Here is an 11,071-nt window from a genome sequence, read left to right as displayed (position 1 = left end):
GCCTAGACCTTTTTTTGCAGGATGATTTCGACGCGCCGGTTGCGGGCGCGCCCTTCCCGCGTGGCATTGTCACCGATGGGTTCTGCCGCCGCCCGCCCTTCGGAGCTGATCAGCGCGGCATCGACGCCCTCCGCGCGCAGCAGATCGGCGATGGTGGTGGCGCGGGCTTCGGACAGGCCCTGATTGGAGCGGAACGGGTTGGAGGTCTGCACCGGCACGCTGTCGGTATGGCCCACCACCTTGACCGCGCCGATGAACTCGGCGTTGTCGCGGATCACCTGCGCGATCGAACCGACCAGCGCTGTGTATTCGGCGTTGATGTCGGCCTTGGCGCTGCGGAACAATTCCGGCGCGGTGCCCTGCACCACAAGAATGGCAAGGCTGACATCCTCGCGCCCGCTCAGCGCCTTGCCGGTTGCCGCGGGGGCGGCCTGCGCGAACAGCGGCAGCAGTTCCAGCAACACCGGATCGGCGCGGAACTGCGGCACCTCGGTGGTTTCGATCACCGGGCGAAAGATCTCGGCCCGCTCGGAGGGCGGCAGCAATCCCGCCAGCGAGAACAACTGTTCGCTGCGCCCCGACAGGCGCAACCCCAGCGCCATGTAGATCCCGGTGAGCAGCGCGATGCCGATCAGCGCGATGGCCCAGAGCGGCACGATGAAGCGGCGCTCTTCGTCCGCCGCCGCAACCCCGCGCCAATGCGGCGAGAGCGGCGCATCGCGCGCATCGCGGTCGCGCAGGATGCGGGCAAGCTTGCCGCGCAGCGCCGACAGCTTTGCCTCGCCCGCCGCGCCCTCGATCCGATGCTTGCCGCGAAAGCCAAGCGACAGGCACAGAAAGGCCAGTTCCAGCAATTCGGGGTCACGCTCGGGGTATTGCGCCAGCCCGTCAGCCAGCGCAAAAAACCGCTCGCCCGCGTCGATATCGCCGTACATCTGCACCACCAGCGGGTTGCGCGGCCAGCCGCTGCTGCCGCCCCATGGCGTGTTGAGCGCGATGTCATCGAGCAGCGCCGCCACGAACCACGCCCCCTGATCGGCGCGGGTCAGCGTGACGCCCGCCGTCACTGCGGCGTCGCGCGCATGGGTCAGGTTTTCGTGCAGCCGCGTGCGCAGCATGTCGGGGCTTTCGGGGGCGACGGCCTTTTCCAACTCGGGCGCAAAGCCCAGCAGGGCGGCATAGGCGTTGACCAGAGGGTTCCCCGACGCCCGCCCCCCGCGCAGCCGCACCGGCGCATCCGGCGCAGGCTGCGCCGATCGCAGCTGCGGGCGCGGGCGGATGCGGGTGCGGGCGGCGTCGCTTTCCAGCCCAAAGGGATCGTCCTTGGTCATCGCGTTTCCTTCACCGGCTCACCGCGTAGCAGTCGATTTCCGGCTCTCGTTCCAGATTGCCCGCCACGCCGACGACAAAGCCCGGCGCCTCGGCCAGCGCCGCCCAATGCGGCGAGCTGCGGTCCAGCTCAAGGCACAGGCGTTCGCCATCATAGGGGATCTCGCGCGGTTGCGAGCCCAGCGGTTTCAGCGCGATGCCGGTGAGTCGCGATTTCCACAGCGCCTCGAAATCATCGGCCGCGCCCACCGTGGCCTGATCGACGAACATCTTGCGCAGCAGCGCCTCGGACAGATCGCCCCCCACCCGCAGCACGATGCGCGAGCTGCGGATGATGTCGGCATTGTCGATGCGCACGGTCCAGATGTTGTCGGAATGGCGCGCCACCCGCATGGCACGGCTTTTCGGTTCGACATGGCGCAAAGACAGCACCAGAGAGCGCAGCGTGTCGGCCAGCTCGCCAAAAGGCATCTGCGGATCGGTGTGATCATAGGGCGGCATCTCGCCCAGCCGGCGCGCCGAGGCACCATAGGTGGCAAAGCGCCCAGCGATGCCCGCCAGCTCCATATACAGCATCGACGGGTGCACATCGTTCTGCGCCAGCAGATGGGTCAGCCGGGCGCGGGCGCTGTTGGCCGCCTCGAGGATCAGCAGGTTTTCCATCGACGCGCCGGTGCCCGCCAGCACCATGCCGCCATGCGCCTCGGCGATGCGCTGGATGCCGGTCACCAGCTCCTTGAGCAGCTGTGCATACCATGGCACCGCCCCGATGTTCAGCGCTGGCGGCAGGAACCCCGCATCCAGCAGCGCTGCGCCCTCGGCGCCCAGCCCTTCGAGCCGCGCCACCGGCAGCACGGTATAGCCGCGCGGCTCGTCGCCGGGCAGCAACAGCTTGGGCGCAAGGCGGGCGATCTCGATCTCGACAGGCTCAGCGCCGCCGCGGATCTCGTCGCCAAGGGTGAGGGTTTCACCAACATAGCGCGCGCCTGACGGGTCTGCATGGGCCGGGTCGATCTGTGCGCCGCTGCCCGTCGCCGGGATCGCCAGCAGCACCAGCCCCGCGCCGGTTTTCGGCCCCACCGTGGCAGGCGCCAACGGCGCGCAGGCATCAAGGCTGAAGAAGGTGCCGTCGGGCATCACGCCGCGCGCGCCCTCAAGCGCGATCTGGCCCGCGTCCAGCGCCACCTTGTCGAGCCCAAGCTGGCTAAAGCCGTAGCCCTGAAGCGGCATCGCGCCAAGCGCCTGTCGCGCCTGCCATGCGGCAAAGCGGTCCTGTTGCTGGAAATGCTGGGTCCGAAGGAACAGCCCTTCGGACCAGACCACCCTGTTGCTGTCGGTCATGTTGTCCTTTCCGTTCAGGTCGTCACGAGCGAAATGCCGCCCGGCCCGACCGAGATCACCAGCCCGCTGTCTGCCCCCGGCGCGGGCACCTTGCGGCGCAGCACCTTGCCTGCCGGGTCGCGAAAGCCCGCCGTCACGCCGATCACCGTGGTGCCGGGCGCGATGGCGATGTCGCGCGATACGCTGGCGCCGGGGGCCAGCACGATCTGATCCGCCTTGACCAGCTCTGCCCCCACCGCCGCCGAGGCATTTTGCAACGCGAAGACATCGGCGCTGTCAAAATTAGAGGCGCCGCTCATCTGAAGCACCGTGACCGTGACCGGCCGGTCGCTGCCATCGGGGCCGGGGTTCATGCCGGGGCTGGCATCGGCGCGCAGGCTCAGCACCGGAGCGGCGGCCTCTTGGCAAGCGCCAAGCGCCAGCGCGCTGGCCCCCGCGGCAAGGATGAAGCGTCTTGAATAGGTCATCACGTCACTCCTTTCGGTTCTCATAGGCATCGCGGAAATCCACCCCGACCTCGCCGAGGAACTGCTCTTCGGCGGCGCGGGCGATCTCGCGAAAGCGTTCCTCGTAAAGTTGCCAGAGCTTGGCGCTGCGCCCGCCCGCCAGCAGGCTTTCAAGCCGCCCGACATCCTCCATCTCGCGGGCGATTTCGGCGGGGTCGAACTTGCCCAGCATCCGGCGCAGCGCGGTCTGCATCGCCGCCCATGTGCGCATCTGGTGGTCGTGCAGATCGCGAAAGGCTTCGGCCAGCGCCGGATCGGGATCAAGATAGCCGCGCCCGCGCGGGGCCATCAGCGATTCAAGCCCCTCTTCGGTCGAAGCTAGGAATTTCAGCGGGTTGACGTTCTGGCTGGCGATGACGGTTTGCGCCACCCGCACCCGCGCGCGTTCCTGCGCCCGGTGGCGCAGCAGGATCATCAGCCCTTCGGTCAGCGCCCGCATCGAGCGGCCGATCTGTTCAAGCTCTTCGGGGGAGCCGCTTCCTTGCACGCCGAGGCCGCGAAAGAGCGCCTCGATGGGATCGTTTTCGGACGGGGCGGCGCGGGGCGTCACAGGATTGGCGGCAGGTGGCGGCGCTGGTGTCGGATTTGGCGCGGGCTCTGCGGGCGGCTCTGGCACAGGCTCTGACGGCGTGCCAAAGCCAAAGGACGCCGACAGGATCGGCTGTTCCTCCGGGTCTGGCGCGGGCGGTGTAACCTCGGGGGCGGGCTCTGGCTCGAAACTGGCCGAGAGACCGGCGAACAGATCGGGCTTGGCCGGGGGGTCATCGGGGGTGGCCCGATCGGGAGCGGCAGGCTCGGGCGCGCTGCCAAAGAACGCATCGCCCCCGGTGCGTTCCATACTGCGAGCGCGCGGCGCGGTCTCGCCGGGGCTGCCCTGAAGATCGAGCTCGAACGGATCACTCTGATCGAGCGGGCGCGGCGGAGCGGGCGGCTCCTTTTGCCAGTTGAGCGCCGCCCCGCTGTCTTTCAGCCCGAAGGGATCGGGCAGCGTGGCGGGGCGTTCGGGGGGGGGCGGCGCGGCCTCGTGCGCGCCGAAGTCAAAGCCGCCCGGACGTGGCGGCGCGGCTGGGGTCATCGCCGGGGCGATGGTCTGGCGCGGTGTGTCGGGGGAGGCCTCGATGCGCAGGGTGAAATCGCCGAGGCGCAGCTTCATCCCCGGCTCCACAGGCACGGAGTTCCCCGGCCCCAGCGGGTTTGCCGCGTTGTCGATATACAGCCCACCCGAGGAGGCATCGGTCACCATCACCTGCCCGCCCTGTTCGGACAGGATCAGGTGGCGGCGCGAGATGAACATCTCAGGATCGTCCAGCTGCCAGTCGCAATCCTCGCTGCGCCCGATGCTCAGGCGATTGCCCTCGAACACCATCTCGGTGCGCGCCTGCGGCCTCGGGCTGTGTTCCAGCACCAGCTTCATGCGGCCTGCCTTTCCTCGGTTATGGCGGCAAAGCACAGATCGTCTGCGTCGCGCCCCGGCAGCGGCGACAGCCAAGCCGTGCGCCCCAGCTGGCAGCCGCCAAGCTGCGCCGGAGGCACGTCTTCGGCGTGCAGCACAAGGCGCAGATCAAAGGCGATCTCGCGCCCCATGGCCGAAAGCACCGCGTGGCGCAGCCGTGCCCATGCCTCGGGGTCGTTCAGAAAATCGTGGAACTGTGCCAGCGTCAGGGGCCCCAGCCGCAGCTCGGCGCGCGACTGGCGATCAAAGATCCGCGCCCCCGCCACCGCACCGCTGCCAAGCCCGCAATGCTGCCCGCCAAGCCGGGTCTGAAGCCGCTCTGGCAGCGCCGTCCAATGGCCTGCCCATTCGACCACATCCACCGGCAGCCCCAGCACGGTTTCAAGAAACCGCGTCAGCCGCTGCGGCCCGCGCACCTCTTGTGCGAGCGAGGTGGCGTGGTGCAGTTTCGCGCCGTCCAGCCGGGCATCGCTGGTCGTTTCTCCGGGCAGGCCGATGCCGGCCAGCGCGCGCAGCATCGCGGTGATGCGCTCGCCATCGCCATGGGCGATGTGGATTTCGGGGCGCGCATCGGCCCAGGCCCGCCAGTACAGCGCGATCAGCCGGTGTTGCAGCAGGTTGGCGAAATCGAGAAAGGCGGTGTCGGCGCTGGCCCCCTGCCCGGCCCCGTCGAACCAGCGGTTTGACAGGCGCTGGATGATCCAGCGCGTCATATGCAGCGGCAGCGGACCTTCGGGCCCGATCAGCCCCAGCACATTGATCGCCACCTGCGCCGGGCGCTCGGCGCTGGCTGGCGTCAGGCTGGCGACATCCGAGGTTGCAAAGCTTTGCCGGGCAAGCTGACCCAGCCGCGCCGGATCGGGGCCAGACCGGCCAAAGCGCGCCGCATCGGTTTCAAGCCGCCGCAGCAGTTCGAACACATCCATTTCGGCAATCGCCTCGGCGCTCAGATCAGCGCGCGGGTGCCGGGAGTCATCGGCCATGTCACCTCTCTTTGCTGATGGGTCAGCCGCGTGCGGGTGCGGACAAAGGAATTGACGCCGGCGTGGCGCGCAAACAGCTGCGCCAACAAGGCCGACAGCAACAGATCGCTGCCGCCCGACAGCAGCTGATCGTCGATGTGCAGCGTGATCTCGGTGCCATGGCCAAAGCACATCGGCCCCGGCAGACCGAGCCGCTCGATCACCCGGCGCGACGATACCTTTTCCAGCGCCCGGCCATGGCGGCGCAGTGCCGGATCGCCCCGGTCGGCATAAAGCTGGACCAGCGCGCGCAGCGGTTCGGCATCGGCGCCGGTTTCCGCCAGCGACAGGTGGTTCAGCCCCAGCTGCGAGATCCAGCGCCACGACAGGTGATCCATCCGCGCCTCGCCCCCGGTGCCTTGCGGCAAGCTTGATCGCAGCGACGGATGCGGGCGGCGCATGTTGCGCAGCAGGCGCACCTCGGACACCGGATCGCCGGTTTCAAGCGTCAGCTTCGGCATGTCGTCGAGGATCGGCAGATCGCGGTTGGTGCACAGCGCCCGCACGTCGAGCCGGCGCAGCGCCCTGTCCGATGCGCGCCCCGCCGGGCGACCGGTCGACAGGTACAGATCGTCGCCCGAATAGCTCGACCGGGTCTGGCCGCGCCGCACGTCTTCGGTATCGGGCAGCCTCGGGCGGCGTTCGAATGAATAGACATGGCCGCTGTCCATCCCCGCCTCGACCCCGAACAGCGGGCGCAGGCGGGCTTGCGGGCCATCGCTTTCGGCATCCTCGACCCGCAGCAGGCGGTAGATCTCGTAATCCTTGGGGCGGGTGCGGTCGGCCTGGACGATATGCGCCGAGCGGTTGGCGCGCAGCTCGACCAGATTGCATTCATGTTCGAACAGGTTGAGCACCGGCGTCACGAACAGCGTCATGTCCTGCGCGCTGGTCTGCGCCAGCGCCGGGCGTTCCTCGGAGAGCAGGACCACCACGTCGAGCGTGCTGTCGCTGCATGATTGCACGACCGGCGCCAGCCCCGACAGCCCGAGGTAATGAAACCGCTCGGGCATCAGGAAATATTCGCGCAGCAGCCGGTAGCCTTCGAACGAGGGGCGCGCTCGGGGCAAAAGCGCCTCGTCGCCGTCGATGCCAACAAGGCGCGGGCGCGGCAGCGGGCGAAACGGTGTGCGCCCGTCGGCGGGGCGCGCCGCGATGCCGGCGCAGCCCCCGAAACAGGCATCCAGCAACGCCGCCCCCCGCGCGCCCGCGCCAAGGTATATCTCCAGCCGGTCCAGCGGCAGTTCCGACAGTGGCCCGCCTTCCAACCGCTCGAGCGTGATGTGCAGCCCCGCCGAGGCCTCGCGCGACAGCTGCGCCGACACCCCCGCCTGTGCCAGCGCGCCGCGATCGGGCAGGTAGCGCACCGATGCCAGACGGATCGGCCACAGCGCCACCGGCTGCGCGGTGGTATAGGTCGCGCGGGTCGCCAGCCCCTCGCGCAGCCCGGCCACCAGCCGGGTGCCACGCTTCATGGTATAGCCCGAGGTCATCCGCAGCGTCTGCGGGCCGGGCACCATCTGCGCCATGCTCATCGCCGGAGACGGCCCCGCCAGATCGGGGTACAGCATGTCGAGCAGGTTGCGCACATAGCGCGACGCCTCGGCATCGACCTTGAGCCGAGTGCGCGCTGCCAGAAACGCCACGCCTTCAAGCAGCCGCTCGACATAGGGGTCGGGGCATGGCTCCGCGTCCAGCGCCAGATTGCGCGCCACGTTGGGATGCAGCGCCGCGAAATCCTGCGCAAGGCCGCGGATCGCGCCAAGTTCTTCTTCGTAGTAATCAAGGAAGGCCGCGTCCATCAGCGCTCCTCCAGCGTGGTTCGGGCGTTGCCGTTGTCGAGATCAATCGACGTCGACAGCCGCAGCCGCTCGGGCACCGGCGAGAGCAGCAGCGTGCCATCCACCGCGATCACCAGCCCGGCCTTGTCCGAGCGCGACACCGTCACCTTGACGCTGCCCGGCGCAAGGCGCGGCTCGAAGGTGTTGAGCACCCGCTTCAGCTCGCGCGCCAGCGCGTCGGCGTCGATGTCAGCGCCGTTGCGCCCCGAAAACGACGGCACCCCGTAATTGAGCACGCTGCGCCGCACCTCGGGGTAATCGGCGAGCAGGTCGCGCGGGCTTTGATGGGCCAGCGCCTCGCGCGGGGTCAGCAGGAAATCTGCCTCCATCCGCTCTGTGTTGAACAGCATTTCAATGTCGCGCCGCACCGCCTCGCGCAGAATGTCCGAGGTCACCACGATGCCCGCCTCTTCGAGACGGCGCTTGCGGGCGCGCAGGGCCAGCAGCCGATGGGCCAGCTGGCGGGTTTCGGGCGCGATATCGTCGCGGGCCTCGATGCCGCGCGGCCCGGCGGCCACAAGCGTCTCGGCGGCCTCGGGCGCGCCCATGGCCCGGGCAAGATCGCGGCCAAGCGCGGCCGCTTCGGCGCTAAGACCCGGCAGGTCATCGACCAGCCTGTCCCAGAGGGACGGCTGAACGGCATCCTGCCGGGATACCGCCTGTGTCAGGCGATCGTCAGACATGAACCGGTCCCTTGGTCAGACCGCTCACACGCCTGCCGCGATGTCGAACTCGATCTCGTGCTCGTCGCCGGCAGAGTGATCCTCTTCCTGCACCACGTACTTGACCTTGATGTTCTCGAAGGCGAAACCGATCCGCTCCTGCAGCTCCTGACCTTCGCGCTCCACCCGTTCAGAGTCGGTGATGCGCCCGACACCGTCGATCTCGTAGTGCGAGATGATGGTGTTGGTCATGGTGATGGTCAGGTAATCAAGATGCGCTTCGCCGCTGTCACGGCGCACGGTCACGATCACGTCCTTGAAGCTTTTCGCCTGCATCGCGGCCAGCGCAATATACGGCGAGGAGGCATCATAGACCTTCCTGCAGGTCAACGAGCTGACATCGGCCCGCGCGCGGGCACGGCCACGGCCGGTCTGCGCGGTGGCCGCCTGCTCGATCGACCACATGATGTCGGTGATGTCGATTTCATCCTCGTGTTCGGCGCGCTGGCTTTCGCCGTCGATATCGGGGATCTTCAGATAGCCGGTAAATGCCATTTTATCTCTCCATTGTCTTCAAAAGTCATGATTTGACAGAGGGCAGCTCGGACACGAGCCGCAGGCTCGCGTTGATGCCTTCCAGTTGGTAATGCGGCCGAAGGTAGAACCGGGCGTTGTAATAGCCGGGGCGCCCCTCGACGCTGTCCACCTGCACCTCTGCGGCGGCAAGTGGCCGTTTGGCCTTGGCCTTTTCATCAGCCATGGCCGGATTGGCGAGGACATAGCGGTTGATCCACTCGCCAAGCCAAACCTGCATGTCGGCGCGTTCCTTGAACGTGCCGACCTTGTCCCGCGCGATCGCCTTCAGGTAATGTGCAAAGCGGCACACGGGAAAAAGATAGGGAAGATTGGCCGACAGCCGCTCGTTGGCCTGCGCGTCCGGGTCGACCAGCTTGCCGGCGCGGGTCTCGTCATCCTGAAGCGAATGCGCCCCGATAAAGGCCGCAAGATCGGTGTTCTTGCGATGCAGGATCGGCATCATCCCCAGCTTGGCCAGCTCGGCCTCGCGGCGATCGTCGATGGCGATCTCGGTGGGGCATTTCATCGCCACAGAGCCATCATCGGTCGGGAAGGTGTGCACCGGCAGGTTCATCACCGTGCCGCCCGATTCAACGCCGCGGATCTGGGTGCCCCAACCGCTGATCTTGTGGCTGCGGTTGATGTTGACGCCCATGGCGAAGGCCGCGTTCATCCAGACGTAATGATCGTGCTTGCCGTCGATCTGCTCTTCGAAATCGAAGCCCTTCACCGGCACCGTCTCGGCGCCGTACGGCAGCCGCCCCAGCACCCGCGGCATGGTCAGGCCGATATAGCGCGCATCCTCGGACTCGCGCAGCGAATTCCAGCTGGCATATTCGGGCGAGGACATCACCTGTTGCAGATCCTGCGGGTTGGGCAGTTCCTGCCAGCTTTCCATGCGATAGAGCTGCGGCGCGGCGGCGGCGATAAAGGGAGCATGGGCCGATGCGCAAATCCCGGACAGGTTGCGCAACATGCTCACATCCTTGGGCTTGTGGCTGAATTCATAGGCCCCGATGATGGCGCCGAACGGCTCGCCGCCAAACATCGAATATTCGTCGGAATAGATCTTCTTGAAGACCGCTGACTGGTCCCACATCTGGCCTTCGTAATCCTCGAGATGATCGGCCAGGTCGTCCTTGCGGATGTTCATCACCCGGATCTTGAGCTTCTGATCGGTCTCGGTGTTGTTGACCAGATAATGCAATCCGCGCCATGTGCCTTCGATCTCGCGCAGCTCGGGGGCGTGCAGGATCTCGTTCATCTGTTCCGTCAGGATCTGGTCGATGCCGCCGATCAGAGACTTGATCGACTTGACCGCATTGCCGGAAATCGTCGCCGATCCGGCCTTTTCCTGCGCCGCCAGCGCAAGGTTGGCGACAAGGCCCTTGAGCCGGTCAGAAGCCTCGTCCTTGACGCGGAAATCCTTTTCCAGCAGCGCCGAGAATTCGCCCAGATCAAGCGCTTCGGCCTCGGCCGCGCCGGCGTCGGATTTGAGTTCTTCTGCCATGGATCAATCCTCCTTGCCGGCGGCCATCGCGGCCTCGGCGGCCTGCGCCAGCAGCGGCTCGTTGCCCAGCAGCTGCGCGATGCGCTTTTCCGCGTCGACCTTGCCGTCCATGTAGCCCAGCAACTCGACCAGCTGGCTGCGCATCTTCAGCAGCTCGGAGAGCGCTGGCACCTGCGCGGCGATCTTGTCGGGGGCGAAATCGGACATGCTCTTGAAGCTGAGATCGACGAACAGTTCTTCGTCCTTCTCCGCCCCCTCGGCGGCGGGCAAGGTGTTGGGCACGCGGGCCTTTACCCTCGGGGCGAGCGCCTCCATGAACTTGCCGAACCGGCCCGCGTCGGTTTCCACGAAGCTGCGGTCGGGGATCGGCTTGGACGCCTCGGGGGTTTCCGAAGCGCCGGAAAGATCGGCCATCACGCCCATGACAAAGGGCAATTCGATGGTGGTTTCCGATCCGTAATGTTCGACGTCATAGGCGATCTGGACCCGCGGTGCGCGGTTGCGTTCGATCACCTTCTGCTTGCTGTCGGCCATTCAACTCCCTTTCCTGTTCGCTATTTCTTTTTGCCGTCCTCGACCCCGGCGACGCTGCGAAACTCCTTGAGCCCCGACGGCGCCACCTCTTCCATCAGTTCGAGGAAATCCATCATCACCATCCGCCGCATCCGCCGGGCCAGATGCGGCAGCGGGCTGGACGGTTCGGTGCGCTCGTAAAATGCGATGATCCGGTCGAGCGCGGTTTCGACATCGGCGCGGTTGCGGATCTCGCCGGGCAGGCCCGGCGCTTCGGTGGGGGGAACGGGGCTGGCGGCGCCGGAGCCGGTTTCCGGC

Annotated in this window: 10 protein-coding genes and 1 pseudogene; all 11 read right to left on the bottom strand. The window is 67.2% G+C overall.

Going from position 1 to position 11,071, the window contains the following annotated elements; translation table 11 throughout:
• Nucleotides 1–2: 2 nt before the first annotated feature.
• Nucleotides 3–1,331 carry a type IVB secretion system protein IcmH/DotU gene (gene icmH, locus Q4543_RS05280; protein WP_303436733.1) on the bottom strand — a complete coding sequence of 443 codons (1,329 nt, stop codon included), beginning with the start codon at nt 1,329–1,331 and terminating at the stop codon, nt 3–5.
• Nucleotides 1,332–1,341: 10 nt separating this feature from the next.
• Complete coding sequence (gene tssK, locus Q4543_RS05275; RefSeq protein WP_303436732.1) at nt 1,342–2,670, bottom strand: type VI secretion system baseplate subunit TssK; 1,329 nt, start codon at nt 2,668–2,670, stop codon at nt 1,342–1,344.
• Nucleotides 2,671–2,684: 14 nt separating this feature from the next.
• The gene (tssJ, locus tag Q4543_RS05270) at nt 2,685–3,137 is read right to left on the bottom strand and encodes a type VI secretion system lipoprotein TssJ (RefSeq protein ID WP_303436731.1); all 453 of its coding nucleotides are present in this window, start codon (nt 3,135–3,137) and stop codon (nt 2,685–2,687) included.
• Between the two features lie 4 nt (nt 3,138–3,141).
• Nucleotides 3,142–4,590, bottom strand: coding sequence for a type VI secretion system-associated FHA domain protein TagH (tagH, locus tag Q4543_RS05265; RefSeq protein ID WP_303436730.1), 1,449 nt, complete (start codon nt 4,588–4,590; stop codon nt 3,142–3,144).
• Nucleotides 4,587–5,612 (bottom strand): type VI secretion system baseplate subunit TssG, encoded by a 1,026-nt coding sequence (gene tssG / locus Q4543_RS05260; protein ID WP_303436728.1) that lies wholly within the window; start codon nt 5,610–5,612, stop codon nt 4,587–4,589. Before tssG ends, tagH begins: the two co-directional genes overlap by 4 nt.
• The gene (tssF, locus tag Q4543_RS05255) at nt 5,576–7,453 is read right to left on the bottom strand and encodes a type VI secretion system baseplate subunit TssF (RefSeq protein WP_303436727.1); all 1,878 of its coding nucleotides are present in this window, start codon (nt 7,451–7,453) and stop codon (nt 5,576–5,578) included. The genes tssG and tssF overlap by 37 nt, the downstream gene beginning before the upstream one ends.
• Nucleotides 7,453–8,175, bottom strand: a complete 723-nt coding sequence (tssE, locus tag Q4543_RS05250) for a type VI secretion system baseplate subunit TssE (RefSeq protein WP_303436726.1) — start codon at nt 8,173–8,175, stop codon at nt 7,453–7,455. Before tssE ends, tssF begins: the two co-directional genes overlap by 1 nt.
• A 24-nt stretch (nt 8,176–8,199) precedes the next feature.
• Complete coding sequence (locus tag Q4543_RS05245) at nt 8,200–8,709, bottom strand: type VI secretion system tube protein Hcp (protein WP_303436725.1); 510 nt, start codon at nt 8,707–8,709, stop codon at nt 8,200–8,202.
• A 25-nt stretch (nt 8,710–8,734) separates the two neighbouring features.
• On the bottom strand, nt 8,735–10,240 hold the full coding sequence (gene tssC / locus Q4543_RS05240; protein ID WP_303436724.1) for a type VI secretion system contractile sheath large subunit: 1,506 nt from the start codon (nt 10,238–10,240) through the stop codon (nt 8,735–8,737).
• A gap of 3 nt (nt 10,241–10,243) precedes the next feature.
• Nucleotides 10,244–10,774 (bottom strand): type VI secretion system contractile sheath small subunit, encoded by a 531-nt coding sequence (gene tssB / locus Q4543_RS05235; protein ID WP_303436723.1) that lies wholly within the window; start codon nt 10,772–10,774, stop codon nt 10,244–10,246.
• 20 nt (nt 10,775–10,794) lie between these two features.
• Nucleotides 10,795–11,071 (bottom strand): annotated as a pseudogene (locus Q4543_RS05230) (hypothetical protein); the annotation flags it as partial.

Origin of the sequence: Salipiger sp. 1_MG-2023 (genome assembly GCF_030547555.1) — a bacterium.
Taxonomy (GTDB): domain Bacteria; phylum Pseudomonadota; class Alphaproteobacteria; order Rhodobacterales; family Rhodobacteraceae; genus Salipiger.
This window is presented reverse-complemented; position numbering and strand designations above follow the sequence as displayed.

Excerpts from the sequence above, each read along its gene's own strand:
- tssE (WP_303436726.1), bottom strand. The coding sequence starts at position 8,175 with ATGTCTGACGATCGCCTGACACAGGCGGTATCCCGGCAGGATGCCGTT.
- tssC (WP_303436724.1), bottom strand. The coding sequence starts at position 10,240 with ATGGCAGAAGAACTCAAATCCGACGCCGGCGCGGCCGAGGCCGAAGCG.
- tssG (WP_303436728.1), bottom strand. The coding sequence starts at position 5,612 with ATGGCCGATGACTCCCGGCACCCGCGCGCTGATCTGAGCGCCGAGGCG.
- Q4543_RS05245 (WP_303436725.1), bottom strand. The coding sequence starts at position 8,709 with ATGGCATTTACCGGCTATCTGAAGATCCCCGATATCGACGGCGAAAGC.
- tssK (WP_303436732.1), bottom strand. The coding sequence starts at position 2,670 with ATGACCGACAGCAACAGGGTGGTCTGGTCCGAAGGGCTGTTCCTTCGG.
- tssF (WP_303436727.1), bottom strand. The coding sequence starts at position 7,453 with ATGGACGCGGCCTTCCTTGATTACTACGAAGAAGAACTTGGCGCGATC.
- tssB (WP_303436723.1), bottom strand. The coding sequence starts at position 10,774 with ATGGCCGACAGCAAGCAGAAGGTGATCGAACGCAACCGCGCACCGCGG.
- icmH (WP_303436733.1), bottom strand. The coding sequence starts at position 1,331 with ATGACCAAGGACGATCCCTTTGGGCTGGAAAGCGACGCCGCCCGCACC.
- tssJ (WP_303436731.1), bottom strand. The coding sequence starts at position 3,137 with ATGACCTATTCAAGACGCTTCATCCTTGCCGCGGGGGCCAGCGCGCTG.
- tagH (WP_303436730.1), bottom strand. The coding sequence starts at position 4,590 with ATGAAGCTGGTGCTGGAACACAGCCCGAGGCCGCAGGCGCGCACCGAG.